Below are 15,672 nucleotides of genomic sequence, written 5' to 3' on the forward strand. Positions count from 1 at the left end.
GGATTCCTGGGACGTCTCCAATAGCATCGACGTTATGCGGGATAATCATTCCGTGGAGTTCTACACGTACGAGGGCTCCGCACAGTTCAACTTCACGCGCAAGTACGATCCCTCTAACTCACCCGAGGTACCGTCACCACGGATAACGAACGTCGAAGTCACGACGGGAGACGGAGAAGAATATGATCAAAACACGACAGTTGTAAAAGTCGCAGTTGAGAATCCGGCGAGACAAATTTATGGAACCAATTTAATGGTTAATACCCGTGAAACCACCTACAGCCGACGCGGTGGGTCTACTGCAGCCCCCCAAGGGAACAAGACGGTTCTAGTTCCCATCAAAGAAGACCCCGACACCTTGGTCGCGGGTGAAGTCCGCCTGTACGCGGACAATCTCTCCGAAGGTGAGGAGGGGTTCGACCAACGCGAGTTCGTGGGGCGCGTCGACGGCGACACGGAGGTGTACAACCGGTCGTACGAGCCCATCGAACCGCGGTGGAGCCGAAACCGGACGTACCACTACGAGAACGAGTCAGTCGAGGAGCGAATAGAGGCAAACGAGGAACACACCCCGCTGGACTACGCCATCGTCGCCGCGATGGGGGTAGTGATCCTCCTCGTAGCGGTCCGCCTGATACGCCGGTAGGTTACTCGTTCCGCGGGCTGCTCGGGTGGTACTCGGTGTCGTACTCGCCGGCGTCGCCGTCGACGCGGTCGGGGTTGATCCGCCCGCCGAGCAGCATGAAGTCGACGAGCGTCAGGGCAAACATGGCCTCGACGACGGGCACGCCGCGGGGCGGGAGCACCGGGTCATGGCGGCCGATGACCTGCTCCTCCTTCTCCTCGCCGGTCTCCCAGTCGACCGTCTGTTGGGACTTGGGGATCGAGGTGGGGGCGTGCAGGGTGACCTCGCCGTAGATCGGTTCGCCGGTGGTGATGCCGCCCTGAAGCCCGCCGTGGTCGTTCTCGGCGGGAACCGGGTCGCCGTCCTCGTCGAACTCCCAGTGGTCATTGCGCTCGTAGCCGGTGTACTCGCGGGCCTCGCGGCCGAGGCCGAACTCGAAGGCGGTCGTCGCGGGGACGGAGAGCATGGCCTGCCCGAGGCGGGCTTCCAGCGAGTCGAACCGGGGCGCGCCGAGGCCGCGAGGGACGCCGCGGGCCTCGAAGTAGATGCTGCCGCCGATTGAGTCGCCCGCTTCCTGATACTCCTCGATGCGTTCCTGCATCCGCTCGGCGGTCTCCGGGTGGGCACAGCGAACGTCGTTCTCCTCGGAGTGTTCCTTGATCTCCTCGAAGGAGACCTCAGGGGCTTCGATGTCCCCGATCTGGTTGACGTGGGCCTTGAGTTCGACGCCCTCGCGGGCGAGCAGTTTCTTGGCGACCGCGCCGGCGGCGACCCAGTTGACGGTTTCGCGGGCCGAGGAGCGGCCGCCGCCGCCCCAGTTGCGCGTGCCGAACTTCGCGGAGTACGTGAAGTCGCCGTGGGACGGCCGCGGCGCGGTGATAAAGGGTTCGTACTTGCCCGAACGGGCGTCCTTGTTCTGGATCACCATCCCGATCGGCGTCCCGGTCGTGTAACCGTCCTGGAGGCCGCTTTTGATGGAGACGGCGTCCGGTTCGCCGCGGCTGGTCGAGATCATCGACTGGCCGGGCTTGCGCCGGTCCAGGTCGGCCTGGATGTCGTCCTCGGAGAGTTCGAGGCCGGCGGGGCAGCCACTGACGGTGACGCCCATCGCCTCGCCGTGGCTCTCGCCGAAGGTGGTCACCTGAAAGAGGCGACCGAAGCTGTTGCCGTTCATTACTCACCGGTGGGGTCGCCGGGCATTTAGGTGTTGCAATACGCGCAAGAACGGGCGGTCGGCGCGGTCGCGGAGTCGGCAGGGACGGGGTCGACGCCGCGGGTTCAGAACCCCAGTCGGTCGAGCGCGTCCCGGAGGTTCGGGAGCGGGTCCGCCCCGAAAAACCGGACGTTCTCCAGCGCGTGAAACGCGACGTACACGTCCCGGCGCACGTCGAAGAAGGCGTCCGACACGTCCCGGTGTCGGCGGTACTCGTCGAAGAACGGGTCGCCGACCGAGTCCAGTCGGGCGACGTACGCGAGGTCGACCTCGTCGTGGCCGAAGTAGATGGCGGGGTCGAGAACGGCATCGACCTCGCCGCTCTCGACGACCACGTTTCCGGGGTGGACATCCCCGTGGAGAAGCGACGGCGCGGAGGGCTCGACGAGCAGGTCGTCGAGCGCGTCGGCGAACGCCAGCACCCGGTCGTACTCGGCGACGGGCAGGCTCCCCTCGTCCCTCGCGGCGTTCGCGAACGGGAGCACCCGTCGCTCCCGGAAGAACTCGATCCACGAGTCAGTCCACGGGTTCGACTGGGCATACGGCCCCGAGAGCGTGTCGAACGGGAACCCGTAGGCGTCGGCCGACACGTCGTGGAGGGCGGCGACGTGGCGCGCCAGATCGCGCTCCGCGCGCTCGTCGAACCTGCCGTCGCCGTCGACGTACTCCAGCACGAGCAGCCCGGGCTCGACGTGGTGGACGGTCGGTACGGGCAGCGGCGACTCGCGGGCGAGATACTGGAGCATCGCGGCCTCGACGCCGAGCGGCGCGTCGTCGACCTTCGCGGCGACCGGCTGCCGGTCCGCGAACTCGACGCGGTACACCGTCCCGACCATCCCGCCGTGGAGTTCCGTCGCGCCCGTCGCCGTCGCGTCGAGCGTGCTCGATACGCGGTCGAGGAGGCCGTCGGTCTCAGTCATGGAGCTCCGAGAGCCGGACGGCCGCGAACGGGACGAGCATCTCGTGGGGGTGGAGGCCGCCGTGCATCCCGACGAGGTCGAGTTCCTCGGCCTCGGCGTCGCCCCACCAGGTGCCCAGGTCGCGGTGGGTCAGGACCAGGTCGCCACAGCGGCGGCGGAACGTCTCGGACGGGTCGACGTCGCCGAACAGGTCGCGGGCGAGCGCTTCCTCGCGGGTGAACGCGCGGGCGTCGAGTCCGGCGAGCAGTTCGTCCCGGACGCGCTCGACGCGGTCGGGGCGAAGCTGGAGGTGGGCGTTCCGCGGGCTCCCGGAGAACCGGATCAGGCTGCCGTCGGCGTGCTGGCGGAGCGAGTCGCCGACGCCATCCGCCGCCGAGAGGTCGACGTTTCGCTCGGGGTCGGTGTCGACGTGGCCGTGGTCGGCGGTGACGACGAGGAGGGTGTTCTCGGCGGCCGCGTCGTCGAGCCCATCCACCAGTCCGGCTTCGAGTTGATCGAACACCGCCCCGACCGTCCCGTCGTAGGTCGCGGAGTTCGTTCCGTCGGCGTGGGCGGCGTGGTCGACGTGCGGGACGTAGGTGGCCACGTACGCCGGGGCGTCGGCGGTTTCGACGGCGTCGCGGAGTTCGGTGCCGACCTCGTCGAGTGACTCGTAGGGCCGCTCCCGGACGCCGGGCTGGTTGGCCGCGTGGGGGTCGACGAGCGTCGACTCGACGCCCTCGGCGGCGAGGTCCGGGTACAGCGGCTCGGCGTCCGCCACGTCCCCGCGGGTGAGGCCGGCCGGCTCGTCGCCGGCCTTCGTCCGGAACGGGAGCGCCTCGAACGCCTCGTCGACCGTCGGCTCGTACACGTTCCAGCCGACGACGCCGTGTTCGGCGGGCAGGGCGCCGGTGTGGAACGTCGTGATCGCCGCGGCCGTCTCCGAGGGGTAGACGGAGGTCAGCGGCGTGACGACGCCCCGATCCGTGACGCGGCGGAGGAACCCGTGATCATCGCGGGTCCGCTTCCATCCGTCCAGCCCGAACCCGTCGACGAGCGCGACGACGACGGTGTCGATCCCCTCGGTGTCGACGCCGTCGAGCGCGTCGGCGGGCAGAGTCCGTCCGGTGTCGACCCCGAGCAGGGAGGCGACCGTGTGCGGGACGTTCGCGAAGCAGTAGTCCTCGTAGGCCGGGAAGAGGTAGCCGTCCTCACCGTGGTCCTCGCGCAGGCGGCGCTCGACCGACTCGCGGAGCATGTCGATGCGGTGGGGAGACCCGGAAAAGTAACTGCCGGTCGTGTGGGCCGGGCTGTCACGCTGTCGCCGGCCGGGACTCCGCCGGGGTCACTCCCCGTCCCGGCGCACCGCCGCGCCGAGGCCGTCCAGCACGTCGAAGAAGTCTGGGAACGAGACGTCGACGTGCTCGCCGCCGCGGATCGTTGTCTCCCCGTCGGCGACGAGGCCGGCGACCGCGAGCGACATGACGACGCGGTGGTCGGCCCGGCCGTCCACCGACGCGCCGACGAGGTCGGAGTCGCCGCCGTGGACGACGAGTTCGTCGCGCTTTTCGCTCACCGACGCGCCGAGTTTCCCCAGTTCCTCGGCCATCGCGCTGACGCGGTCGGTCTCCTTGTAGCGGACGTGCTCGCAGTCGACGATGCGGGTGTCGCCGTCCGCCACCGCGCCGAGTGCGGCGATCGTCGGGAGCAGGTCCGGGGTGTCGCCCACGCCGACCGTGGTGCCGGAGAGGGCGGAGCGCTCGACGTCGATGACCCCCGCGTCGCGGTCCCAGTCGACCGACGCGCCCATGTCCTCCAGCACGCCGACGATGGCGCTGTCGCCCTGCGCGCTCGGGCGTGCGCCCTCGACCCGGAGGCCGTCCTCGGCGGCGACCGCCCCGGCGGCCAGCAGGTACGACATCGAGGAGAAGTCGCCGGGCACGCTGTACTCGCCGTCCGCGGGGGCGTACGACTGGCCGCCGGCGACGCGGAAGCCGTCGGCCGTGCGCTCGGCGTCGACGCCGAAGTCGGCGAGCACCTCGACGGTGATGTCGACGTACGGCGCGGACTTCAGTTCCGTTTCGAGGTCGACCGCGATCCCCTCGTCGGTGACCGCGCCGGCCATCAGCAGCGCGGTGACGTACTGCGAGGACACGTCGCCGGGGATCGAGACGGCCCCGCCGTCGACCGGGCCGCCCACGACCAGCGGGGCCTGCCCGTTCCGGCGGGTGCTCTCGGCGCGGCCGCCTAGCTGTTCGACCGCGTCGAGCAGCGGCCCCTGCGGCCGGGATCGGAGGGAGCCGTCGCCGGTGAGCACCGTCGCGCCGTCGGCGAGCGCCGCGGCCGCGGTGACCAGCCGCATCGTCGTGCCGCTGTTCGCGCAGTCGATCACGTCGTCGGGTACCGCGGGCCGGCCGCCGAACCCCGTCACGGCGAGGTCCCCGTCGCGGCGCTCGACGGTCCCGCCGAACGCCTCCACGGCGCGGGCCGTCGCGCGGGTGTCGGCGCTCAGGAGGGGGTCCCGGACCGTCGCCTCGTCGGCGTACCCGGCGGCGAGGACGGCGCGGTGGGTGTAGCTCTTCGACGGCGGGGCGCGGGCGCTCCCCGCGACGGTCGACTCGGAGACGGTGACGTCCATGGAGGGCCAGTCCCCCCGCACCGGTATCAGGCTACCGGACGCGGCAGCGCTGGCGCGGGCGGCCGCCGGGCGAGCGCCGACCGCGCCGGAGCCGCCGAAACCGCGCACGTTTTGTGGGGCGCACTCGCACGGTTCCACATGGAACCGGACCTCTCCGACCTCGACGCGCACCTGGAGGACGTCGACGCGGACGGCTACCTGATCTACGCCGACGATGGCGAGTCCGACCAGCTCTACCTCGCCGGCTTCGGCGCGCCCGACCCGTTCACGACCCTGTACACGCCCGAGGGGACCCACCTGTTCGTCTCGGGGCTGGAGTACGGCCGCGCGGCCTCCGAGAGCCGTGCCGACACCGTCTCCCGCATCGCGGAGTACGGGCGGCGCGAGAAGATCGAGGAGTACGGCTCCTACGAGGGAAGCGTCCGGACGCTCGCCGCCTTCCTCGCGGACCACGGCGTCGAGTCGGTCGCCGTCCCCGAGGACTTCCCCGTCGCACGCGCCGACACCCTCCGGGAACTCGGCATCACGGTCGTCCCGGACACCGACGGCGTGATCACCGGGATCCGGGCGGTCAAGACCGAGGAGGAGGTCGACCACATCCGGACCGCACAGCGCGCCAACGAGGCCGCGATGGCGGCCGCCGAGGAGCTGATCGAAGCGGCCGACGTCGAGGACGGCACGCTCGTGTCCGACGGCGAGCCCCTGACCAGCGAGCGCGTGACCGAGGAGATAGAGGTGACGCTGCTGCGCCACGGCTGTGCGCTCGACGAGACCATCGTCGCCTGCGGGGCCGACGCCGCCGACCCCCACGACCGCGGGAGCGGCCCGCTCCGGGCCGGCGAGACGATCGTCGTCGACATCTTCCCCCGCGACAAGGCAAGCAACTATCACGCCGACATGACGCGGACGTTCGTCAAGGGCGAGCCGAGCGAGGCCGTCCGGGACTACTACGAGGTCACCCTGGAGGCACAGGAGGCGGCGTTCGACGCCATCGAGCCCGGCGCGACGGGCGCGGACGTCCACGACGCGGTCTGTGACGTGTACGAGGACGCGGGCTACCCGACCCTCCGGAGCGACGAGACGACCGAGACCGGGTTCATCCACGGCACCGGCCACGGGATCGGCCTCGACGTCCACGAACTCCCGAGCGCCGCCCCGAACGGCGGCGAACTCGAACCCGGCAACGTGGTGACGGTCGAGCCGGGGCTGTACGACCCCGCGGTCGGCGGCGTCCGGATCGAGGACTTCGTGGTCGTCACCGAGGACGGCTACGAGAACCTCGTCGACTACGAGAAGGAGTTAGTCGTTGAGTGAGCGGCGTCAGGCCCCGTCGACCCAGTCCGGCCGCTCTACCTCGACGTCGCCGATCTCGGTCACCTCGTAGGCGAGGTCGAGCGAGGCCTCCCCGGCGTCGGTCGTGCCCGTCGCGGAGAGGGTCGCCTCGTAGATGATGCCGGACTCGCCGACGACGACGGTGCCGCTGGCCTGCTCCGCCTCGAAGCCCTCGCTCGCGCTGGCGTTGTACTCGTCGAGTTCGTACCGCACGGCCGTCTCGCCGTTGCGTTCGACGGTCTCGACTGCCGAGTAGTTCCCGCTCGTCAGGACCGACCGGACGGTCGTCGCGAGCGTCTCCTGCCGGTGGGTCCGCGAGAAGTCGGTCCGCCGCTCCTGGACCTGCACCCCGTCGGTGGTCGACGTCCTGGCGTGGCGGTGCGTGGCGTTGTCGTACCACTGGTTCCGGTACGAACTGGCGTTCAGCGTCCCCGCGGTCCGCTGGGCGTCGGGGTCGCTCCGGACCTCGTAGTCCAGGTTCCGGGACTGGTTGCCCTCGGTCGTCGCCTGCGAGAGCGTCACCGCGAACCCGGTCTCGGACAGCGCGGTCGCGTGGCCGAGGGCCGCGGCGCTCGCGTTGACGAACCCGCCTTCGGACACCCCCTCGGGATACGCCACGTCGGCGAGCGTCGGCCCCCCGTCCGACCCGCCGTTCCCGGTCGTCGTTCCGCTCCCGGTCGACGTCCCGTTGCCGGCGGCAGCGTCGGTCCCGGTCGTCGCGTCGGTCGCGCCGGTCGTCTCCGTCGGGTCGTCCGACCCCGTCAGCCCCGAACAGCCGGCCACCGCGACGAGGGCGACGACTACCAGCACCCCGATAGTTCGACGTTGCATACGGTCCAGAACCCCGCACGAACGCATAAAGCTGGCGAGGGGACGGGGCGGTGATCGAACCCCTTTTACGACCGTGCGGGCCTATCACATCCCAATGGAGACACTGGTCGTCGGCGCGGGGGCGATGGGGCGCTGGTTCGCCCGGACCGTCGACGGTGACGTCGCGTTCGCCGACGCCGACCCCGACGCGGCCGACGCGGCGGCCACTGCGGTCGGCGGACGGAGCGTCCCGCTCGACGCCGACGGACGGTTCGACGCGGTCTGTGTCGCGGTGCCGATCTCGGCCGGCGAGGCGGCGATCGCCGAGCACGCCCCGAAGGCGACCCGGGCCGTCCTCGACGTGACGGGCGTCATGGCCGGGTCGGTCGCCGCGATGGCCGAACACGCGCCCGACGCCGAGCGGGCGAGTCTGCACCCGATGTTCGCGCCGGAGCGCGCGCCCGGGCGTGTCGCCGTCGTCAGGGACGCCGCGGGGCCCGTGACGGACGCCGTACTGGACGACGTCCGCGCAGCCGGCAACGAGGTGTACGAGACGACGCCGACGGAACACGACGCGGCGATGGAGACCGTCCAGGCGGGCGCCCACGCCGCCGTCCTCGCGTTCGCGCTCGCGGCCGACGACGTGCCCGAGGGGTTGCGGACGCCCGTCTACGACGGGCTGGCCGACCTCGCGTCGCAGGTGACCGGGAACGAGCCGCGGGTGTACGCCGAGATACAGGAGACGTTCGACGGGGCGGAGGCCGTCGCGGACGCCGCCCGGCGGATCGCCGACGCCGACGCCGAGGCGTTCGCGGCGCTGTACGAGGCCGCGGGCGGGACCGCCGACGCGGCGGGGGGCGACGGATGACGGACCGGCGCGAAGCGGTGCGGTCGAACGCGAAGTACCTACGCAACGTCCGGCCGGTCGACCCCGAAGAGGTCAGCGAGTACGTCGACGGCCAGCCCCACCCCGCGGTCGTCCGGCGGATCCTCCGCGAGGAGGCGTTCGACCTCGGCCTCGTCGAGCGCGAGGACGGGACGTTCGTCCCGGTCGACGAGGGATCGGTCCGGCCGCCGTTCCACGGCGTCGAGGCGTTCCCCGAGCGGTACGCCCGGACGCTGGAGGACCTGCTCGTCGAGCGCCACGGGGCGGACTGGCACGCCGGCGAGAGCGGCGACGAGCTCCGGGAGACGATCCGGCGGCTGAAGGACGCCTACTTCCGGCAACACCCCGTCGAGTACGACGAGACGGCGGCGCTGGGCTACGCGATATACCACCTGCCGGACTACTACGCCGCCGTCCAGTACGTGCTCGCCGAACTCGCCGAGGCGAGCCTGCTCCCCCGGACGCTCCGCGTGCTCGACGTCGGTGCCGGCGTCGGCGGCCCGGCGCTCGGCCTCCACGATTTCCTGCCCGACGACGCGCGCGTGGCGTACCACGCCGTCGAGCCGAGCGACGCCGCCGACGTGCTGGAGCGCCTGCTCGACGGGACGGGGCGGAACTTCCGCGCGACCGTCCACCGCGAGCGGGCGGAGGCGTTCGACCCCGACGGCGAGTTCGACCTGGTGCTGTTCGGCAACGTGCTCTCCGAACTCGACGACCCCGCGGCCGTCGCGCGGCGCTACCTCGACGCGCTGGCCGCGGACGGGTCGCTCGTCGCCCTCGCGCCGGCCGACCGGAACACGAGCATCGGGCTCCGCGAAGTCGAGCGCTCGCTGACCGACCGGGCGACCGTGTTCTCGCCGACGGTGCGGCTGTGGCCCGGCGAGGAGCCGAGCGACGAGGGCTGGTCGTTCACGGTGAAGCCCGACCTCGCCGTCCCGCCGTTCCAGCGCCGCCTCGACGACGCCGCGACGGGTCCCGACGCCTCGCCGGGCGAGTTCGTCAACGTCGACGTGCAGTTCTCCTACGCGGTCCTCCGGCCCGACGGGAAGCGCCGGTACGACTTCTCGCCGGACCCCGACCGGTTCGCGAAGATGGCGGAGATGGACCGGCACGTCCCCAACCGCATCGACCTGGTCGCCGTCAAACTCAGCCACGACCTGAGCGACGGCGACGCCAACCCGCTGTTCCGCGTCGGCGACGGGAGCGAGGCCGTCGACCACTACGCCGTGTTGACCCGGGAGACGGCGCTGAACGCCGACCTCGGGACCGCCGACTACGGCGACCTGCTCGTGTTCGAGGGCGCGCTGGCGCTGTGGAACGACGACGAGGGCGCGTACAACCTCGTCGTCGACGAGGAGACGACCGTCGACCGGGTCCCCCCGTAGCGTCCAGCCCCGCGCTTGCGGGGAGGTTCCACGCCAAGCGGTGGGCTTTTCGTCCGGGCCTGCTAGTCGGGGAGCATGGACAACCGGCCCGAGATACTCCTGACGAACGACGACGGCATCGACAGCCCCGGGTTCCGCGCGCTCCACGACGCGCTGTCGGAGGTCGGCAACGTCACCGGCGTCGCCCCCGCGACGGACCAGAGCGCGGTCGGCCGCGCGATGTCGGACGAGGTCGGCGTGACCGAGCACGAACTCGGCTACGCCGTCGAGGGGACGCCCGCCGACTGCGTCGTCGCCGGCCTCCAGTCGCTCGGCCCGTACCCGGATCTGGTGGTGTCGGGCTGTAACACCGGCGCGAACCTCGGCGCGTACGTCCTCGGACGGTCGGGCACGGTCAGCGCCGCCGTCGAGGCGGCCTTCTTCGGCGTCCCCGCCATCGCCGCGTCGCTGTACGTCCCGGTCGGCGACGTCACGTGGGGGGAGTTCGAACCGGACCCGGGGGACTACGCCGAGGCAGTCCGCGCGACCACGCACCTCGCCGAGGCGGCGCTCGGGGCGGGGGTGTTCGAGGCGGCCGACTACCTCAACGTGAACGCCCCGATGCCCGACGGGGAACCCGCGCCGATGGAGGTCACGCGCCCGTCGCACGTGTACGACATGGACGCCACCCGCGACGACGGCGTCGTCACCCTCCACGACCGGATCTGGGAGCGGATGGCCGAGGGCGACGTGCCGGACCCCGAGGGGACCGACCGCCGCGCCGTGGCCGAGGGGCGGGTCAGCGTCTCGCCGCTCACCGCGCCCCACTCCGTCGAGCGCCACCCGCAACTCGACGCCCTCGCCGCGGAGTACCCCGGCAACGAGTAGTTCGGGACGCCGACCGGGCCGGAGCCGGCACCCCTGCCGGAGCCGCGACGGGCACCGTTTTCCGTCGGCGGGTCGTACCGCCGCGCATGACACACGTCGAGATAGAGTACTGCGTCCCCTGTGGCTTCCTCGACCGCGCGGAGGACGTCCAGCACGCGCTCCTGACCTCGCTGGGGGAGCGACTGGACGCCGTCACGCTGCGCACCGGCGACCACGGCGTGTTCCGCGTCGACGTCGACGGCGAGATGGTGTTCGACAAGGCCGACGACGAGTTCGACGTCGACGCCATCGTCCGCGAGGTGCGCGAGCGGGTTCGGTAGTCGAACGGGCCGGGGAACCGGCGGTTCGGCGAGGGACCGACTGACCGCGAGAAGAGGACCGTCGACCGCTCAGTGCTTGTGCGTGAACAGCAACACGTCGCCCTCGTGGGTCGTCACACAGAGGTCAAGCAGCATGCTGAGTTCGAGGCTGTTCAGTTCGTCCTCGCAGACGACCAGGTCGTCGAACGGCTCGTCGCAGGCGGGACAGGTGATGCTCACCGTGTTGCGGTAGGTCGTCACCCCGTCGGCCGACTCGTGGGGGGTCAGCGACGAGACCATCTCGTCGAATTCGTGTTCGTCCATCTCTGGGCCGACCAACGAACCGGTGGGTGATAATAGTATCTGGCGGGCGGTGGTTCCCCTCCCGACGAGGTCTCGTCTCGACGTCGGGGACGGCTGACTACCCCGTCAGTATTCGGCGACGTGTATCGTCGTTCGCCGGTCGACAGTTCCGGGATCGGTACGACTATGTCGCCCACGGGACGACTACTCTGTACGGCGGTTCCTCACAATAGTTCCTTGTTAATGGATAGCAAAGGCTTTAGTCCGGGTGTAGCCAAATGTTGCAATAGTCGTGGCCCACACCCACAGGGCCCGGGACCTGCAACTATGACTGACAACGAACTCATCTGGCGAATCGCTGGCGGTTCCGGAGACGGGATCGACTCGACGAGCCAGAACTTCGCGAAGGCCCTGATGCGCTCGGGGCTGAACGTATTCACGCATCGCCACTACCCCTCGCGCATCCGCGGCGGCCACACGTACGTCGAGATCCGGGCCGCGGAAGACGAGGTGAAATCCCGCGGCGACGGCTACAACTGTCTGCTCGCGCTCGGCGACTCCTTCGCACGGAACCCGCAGGAGAACGCCTACTACGGCAACGAGGAGACGAAGCCGCTGACGGAGAACCTGGACGAACTCCGCGAGGGTGGTATCATCGTGTACGACGCCGGCCTCCTCGACGCCGAGGAGGAGATCCCCGACTTCCAGGAGCGCGTCGAGGAGAACGACTGGCACGTGTTCGACATCGACCTGCGCGGCATGGCCAAGGAACACGGCCGCGAGGTCATGCGGAACACGGCCGGCGTCGGCGTCACCGCGGCGCTGCTCGACATGGACCTGGAGCACATCGAGGACCTGATGGAGGACGCCATGGGCGGCGACATCCTCGAACAGAACCTCCAGATCCTGCAGGACGCCTACGACCACGTCAAGGACGAGTACGAGTTCGAACACGACCTGCGCGTCCCCACGGGCGACCACGAGGAGGAGCAGGTGCTTCTCTCCGGGTCGAACGCGATCGCCTACGGCGCGCTCGACGAGGGCTGCCGGTTCATCTCCGGCTACCCCATGACGCCGTGGACCGACGTGTTCACGATCATGTCCCAGAACCTGCCGAAGTTCGGCGGCATCTCCGAGCAGGTCGAGGACGAGATCGCGGCGGCGGCGCTCGCGGTCGGCGCGAGCCACGCCGGCGTGAAGTCGATGTCGGGCTCCTCCGGCGGCGGCTTCGCCCTGATGAGCGAGCCACTGGGCCTCGCCGAGATGACCGAGACGCCGATCGTCCTCGTCGAGGCGATGCGGGCCGGCCCCTCGACCGGGATGCCGACCAAGCCCGAGCAGGGCGACCTCGAACACGTCCTCTACAGCAGCCAGGGCGACTCCAACCGCGTCGTCTTCGCCCCCGGCACCGTCGCCGAGGCGTACGACCAGACGCGGATGGCGTTCAAGATGGCCTACGACTACCAGATCCCGGCCATCGTCATCTTCGACCAGAAGCTCTCCGGCGAGAACACGAACCTCGACGCGAGCTTCTTCGACCGCGAGCCGAACCCGGACCCCGGCAGCGTCCTGACCGAGGAGGAGATCGCGGAGGCGGCCCACGACGCCTCGGGCAAGTTCCACCGCTTCCAGCACGAGACCGACAACGGCGTCAGCCCGCGCTCCCTGCCCGGACAGAAGGGCGGCCGCTACCTCGCGACCGGCAACGAGCACAACCCGCCGGGCCACATCAGCGAGGACCCCGAGAACCGCGTCTTCCAGATGGACCGACGGATGCAGAAGCTCGAATCCATCCGGGAGGAACTCAACGAGGAACACGACTCCCAGCAGACGTACCACGGTCCCGACGACGCCGACTACGGGATCATCACCTGGGGGAGCCAGCAGGGCGCGGTCGAGGAGGCCGTCGACCGGCTGAACGACTCCGGCTACTCCGTCAAGTCGGTCGGCGTCAGCGACATGATGCCGTACCCCGAGGCCGAGATGACCGAGTTCCTCGAGAGCGTCGACGAGGCGCTCGTCGTCGAGATGAACGCCACGGCGCAGTTCCGCGGGCTCACCCAGAAGGAACTGGGCCTCTACGGCGACAAGATGACCAGCCTCCTCAAGTACAACGGCAACCCGTTCGAGCCGGCCGAGATCGTTCAGGGCTTCCAGTCGCAGATCGACGAGGGCGGCCAGGACCTGGCGACCGGTACCCGGATCGAACCCGCAGCAGGTGACTAAACAATGAGCGCATTCAACGCGATCGGTGACGACCGCGAGATCGACCGAGACGAGTACACGCCCGGCCTCGAACCGCAGCCGACGTGGTGCCCGGGATGCGGCGACTTCGGCGTCCTGAAGGCGCTGAAGCAGGCGCTCCCGGAGGTCGGCCGCACGCCCGACGAGACGCTCGTCTGTACGGGCATCGGCTGCTCGGGCAAGCTGAACAGCTACCTGGACACGTACGGCTTCCACACGATCCACGGTCGCTCGCTGCCCGTGGCTCGCGCGGCCAAGCTCGCCAACCCCGGCGTCGAGGTCATCGCCGCCGGCGGCGACGGCGACGGCTACGGCATCGGCGGGAACCACTTCATGCACACCGCCCGGGAGAACCACGACATGACCTACATCGTGTTCAACAACGAGATCTTCGGGCTGACGAAGGGCCAGACCTCGCCCACCAGCCCGAAGGGTCACAAGTCCAAGACCCAGCCCTCGGGCAGCGCCAAGTCGCCGATCCGACCGCTGTCGCTCAGCCTGACCTCCGGCGCGTCCTACGTCGCCCGGACGGCCGCCGTCAACCCGAACCAGGCAAAGGAGATCATCGCGGAGGCCATCGAACACGACGGCTTCGCGCACATCGACTTCCTCACGCAGTGTCCGACCTGGAACAAGGACGCAAAGCAGTACGTCCCGTACGTCGACATCCAGGACAGCGACGACTACGACCACGACGTGACGGACCGTCGCGAGGCGGCCGAGATGATGCACGAGACCGAGGACCTCCTCTACGAGGGTACGGTGCTCACCGGCCGGTACTACGTCGACGAGGACCGCCCGTCCTACCAGGAGGAAAAGCAGGCCATCGGCGAGATGCCCGAGGAACCCCTCGCCGAGCGGTACTTCGACGACAGCTACGAGTGGGAGCGCAGCGCGGACCTGCTCGAGCGCCACAAGTGAACGAACCGCCCGGCCGCCCGCCGACGGCGACCGGGTGACCGCGGCGACCCGCCGCTGTCGCGCGTTTCTTGCCTTTATTTCACCGAAGTGATGTCCGCCCACAGACCCTTTTCGGGTTCAAAAGATATTTTTCAGTTGGACCAAAACATATTCCCATGAGTACGCAGTCCACGGAAGACCGTATTCTCTCCGTTCTGGAGGAGGACGCTCAGGCCTCGTATGCGGAGATCGCGGACCGGGCGGAGGTCTCCAAACCGACCGTCCGGAAGTACATCGACAAACTGGAGTCGGAGGGCGTCATCGTCGGCTACTCCGCCGACGTCGACCCGAAGAAGCTCTCCAGCCAGAGCATCGCGATGGTCGGCATCGACGTCGAGAGCGAGCGCTACGTCGAGGCGACCCAGCAACTGCAGGACCTGCCGGCGGTCGAGGCGCTGTTTACCTCCAGCGGCGACCACATGCTGATGGCCGAGGTCCGGGCCGCCGACGGCGACGAACTGGGGACGATCATCAGCGACGACATCCTCGCCATCGACGGCGTGACGGCCGCCCACCCGTCGTTCCTCCAGGAACGGCTCAAGTAGAACGGCCGCACCGCCGGCGCGACGGCTTCGTGCGCGCCGTCGCGACTGAGTGCGGACGGCGGCCGGCGGATCCGTGGCTGTCGGTTCCGCGGCTGTGGGTGGTTCGAACCGGGAGCGGGACGGCGTCAGTCGGCCGTCGCGCTCGGCCCTGTGGCTTCGGCGCGCTCGTCCGGCGGCTCCGCGTCGTCGCCGACCTTGGTCGCGGTCAGCGGGCTCCGCGATTCGATCTCGCAGTCGAACGCGGGGTGTTCGGCGAAGTGCCGGACCAGCATGTGTTTTCGCGACCCCGTGATGCCCGTGTGCTCCACGTCGTCCGCGGAGAACGTTCCGGGCAGGCGGTCGTACAGGCGGCACACGGCGTCGAAGCTGTCGAACACCTTGGCGTTGCCCGACGAGTCCGCGCCGCGGCGGCTCACCTCGTAGGAGCCGTCCTCGCGGTACGTGCCGGCCGTCCGGAAGAACTCCCGGGTCTCGGTCACGGCGTCGCTGATGGCCTCGCGCAGCGCAACCGCGTCGCTACGGGTTAGCTCGTGTTCGTCGCCGTCGACCTGCACTACGACCGACTGGCCGCCCTGCGTCGTCGATACCGTTACCTCATCGCCGGAGAAGAACTCGATCAGGAGCCTGGGTACTCCGTGTCATGTAGCCGTACATGGTGACGGCACC

The 15,672-nt window shown here is 69.8% G+C and carries 16 protein-coding genes; 9 read left to right on the forward strand and 7 right to left on the reverse strand.

Annotated features, from left to right (window positions below):
* Window positions 1-52 precede the first annotated feature (52 nt).
* On the forward strand, window positions 53-646 hold the full coding sequence (locus EYW40_RS02220) for a hypothetical protein (RefSeq protein WP_135819988.1): 594 nt from the start codon (window positions 53-55) through the stop codon (window positions 644-646).
* A 1-nt stretch (window position 647) separates the two neighbouring features.
* Here EYW40_RS02220 and aroC read toward each other — a convergent pair whose 3' ends face one another.
* From aroC to aroA, 4 genes are all read right to left on the reverse strand, one after another.
* Window positions 648-1,799, reverse strand: coding sequence for a chorismate synthase (gene aroC, locus EYW40_RS02225; protein ID WP_135819989.1), 1,152 nt, complete (start codon window positions 1,797-1,799; stop codon window positions 648-650).
* Window positions 1,800-1,903: 104 nt separating this feature from the next.
* Window positions 1,904-2,758: a fructosamine kinase family protein gene (locus EYW40_RS02230; protein ID WP_135819990.1), complete on the reverse strand. Its 855-nt coding sequence runs from the start codon at window positions 2,756-2,758 to the stop codon at window positions 1,904-1,906.
* Complete coding sequence (locus EYW40_RS02235) at window positions 2,751-3,995, reverse strand: alkaline phosphatase family protein (protein ID WP_135819991.1); 1,245 nt, start codon at window positions 3,993-3,995, stop codon at window positions 2,751-2,753. The genes EYW40_RS02230 and EYW40_RS02235 overlap by 8 nt, the downstream gene beginning before the upstream one ends.
* Window positions 3,996-4,082: 87 nt before the next feature.
* Complete coding sequence (gene aroA, locus EYW40_RS02240) at window positions 4,083-5,375, reverse strand: 3-phosphoshikimate 1-carboxyvinyltransferase (RefSeq protein WP_135819992.1); 1,293 nt, start codon at window positions 5,373-5,375, stop codon at window positions 4,083-4,085.
* A gap of 138 nt (window positions 5,376-5,513) precedes the next feature.
* On the opposite strand from aroA, the gene EYW40_RS02245 reads away from it, so the two are divergent.
* Complete coding sequence (locus EYW40_RS02245) at window positions 5,514-6,689, forward strand: M24 family metallopeptidase (RefSeq protein ID WP_135819993.1); 1,176 nt, start codon at window positions 5,514-5,516, stop codon at window positions 6,687-6,689.
* 6 nt (window positions 6,690-6,695) lie between these two features.
* Here the strand turns inward: EYW40_RS02245 and EYW40_RS02250 are convergent, their stop codons facing one another.
* Window positions 6,696-7,538, reverse strand: a complete 843-nt coding sequence (locus EYW40_RS02250; RefSeq protein WP_135819994.1) for a hypothetical protein — start codon at window positions 7,536-7,538, stop codon at window positions 6,696-6,698.
* A 94-nt stretch (window positions 7,539-7,632) separates the two neighbouring features.
* Between EYW40_RS02250 and EYW40_RS02255 the strand changes: the two genes are divergently transcribed.
* The 4 genes from EYW40_RS02255 (at window position 7,633) to EYW40_RS02270 (ending at window position 10,975) form a co-directional block, all read left to right on the forward strand.
* A complete protein-coding gene (locus EYW40_RS02255; protein WP_135819995.1) occupies window positions 7,633-8,385 on the forward strand; it encodes a prephenate dehydrogenase/arogenate dehydrogenase family protein in 753 nt (250 codons plus the stop codon).
* A complete protein-coding gene (locus EYW40_RS02260) occupies window positions 8,382-9,788 on the forward strand; it encodes a small ribosomal subunit Rsm22 family protein (RefSeq protein ID WP_135819996.1) in 1,407 nt (468 codons plus the stop codon). Before EYW40_RS02255 ends, EYW40_RS02260 begins: the two co-directional genes overlap by 4 nt.
* Window positions 9,789-9,863: 75 nt before the next feature.
* Window positions 9,864-10,655, forward strand: coding sequence for a 5'/3'-nucleotidase SurE (gene surE / locus EYW40_RS02265; RefSeq protein WP_135819997.1), 792 nt, complete (start codon window positions 9,864-9,866; stop codon window positions 10,653-10,655).
* A gap of 86 nt (window positions 10,656-10,741) precedes the next feature.
* On the forward strand, window positions 10,742-10,975 hold the full coding sequence (locus EYW40_RS02270; RefSeq protein WP_135819998.1) for an Rdx family protein: 234 nt from the start codon (window positions 10,742-10,744) through the stop codon (window positions 10,973-10,975).
* Between the two features lie 69 nt (window positions 10,976-11,044).
* Here EYW40_RS02270 and EYW40_RS02275 read toward each other — a convergent pair whose 3' ends face one another.
* On the reverse strand, window positions 11,045-11,278 hold the full coding sequence (locus tag EYW40_RS02275) for a DUF7385 family protein (protein WP_135819999.1): 234 nt from the start codon (window positions 11,276-11,278) through the stop codon (window positions 11,045-11,047).
* A gap of 306 nt (window positions 11,279-11,584) precedes the next feature.
* Between EYW40_RS02275 and EYW40_RS02280 the strand changes: the two genes are divergently transcribed.
* The 3 genes from EYW40_RS02280 (at window position 11,585) to lrpA1 (ending at window position 15,006) form a co-directional block, all read left to right on the forward strand.
* The gene (locus EYW40_RS02280) at window positions 11,585-13,483 is read left to right on the forward strand and encodes a 2-oxoacid:acceptor oxidoreductase subunit alpha (protein ID WP_135820000.1); all 1,899 of its coding nucleotides are present in this window, start codon (window positions 11,585-11,587) and stop codon (window positions 13,481-13,483) included.
* Between the two features lie 3 nt (window positions 13,484-13,486).
* A complete protein-coding gene (locus tag EYW40_RS02285) occupies window positions 13,487-14,422 on the forward strand; it encodes a thiamine pyrophosphate-dependent enzyme (protein WP_135820001.1) in 936 nt (311 codons plus the stop codon).
* A 155-nt stretch (window positions 14,423-14,577) separates the two neighbouring features.
* The gene (gene lrpA1, locus EYW40_RS02290) at window positions 14,578-15,006 is read left to right on the forward strand and encodes an HTH-type transcriptional regulator LrpA1 (RefSeq protein WP_135820002.1); all 429 of its coding nucleotides are present in this window, start codon (window positions 14,578-14,580) and stop codon (window positions 15,004-15,006) included.
* Window positions 15,007-15,131: 125 nt separating this feature from the next.
* Here lrpA1 and EYW40_RS02295 read toward each other — a convergent pair whose 3' ends face one another.
* Complete coding sequence (locus EYW40_RS02295) at window positions 15,132-15,560, reverse strand: DUF7528 family protein (protein ID WP_135820003.1); 429 nt, start codon at window positions 15,558-15,560, stop codon at window positions 15,132-15,134.
* Window positions 15,561-15,672 lie beyond the last annotated feature (112 nt).

It is taken from the genome of Halostella litorea (genome assembly GCF_004785955.1).
GTDB classification, from domain to species: Archaea; Halobacteriota; Halobacteria; order Halobacteriales; family Natronoarchaeaceae; genus Halostella; species Halostella litorea.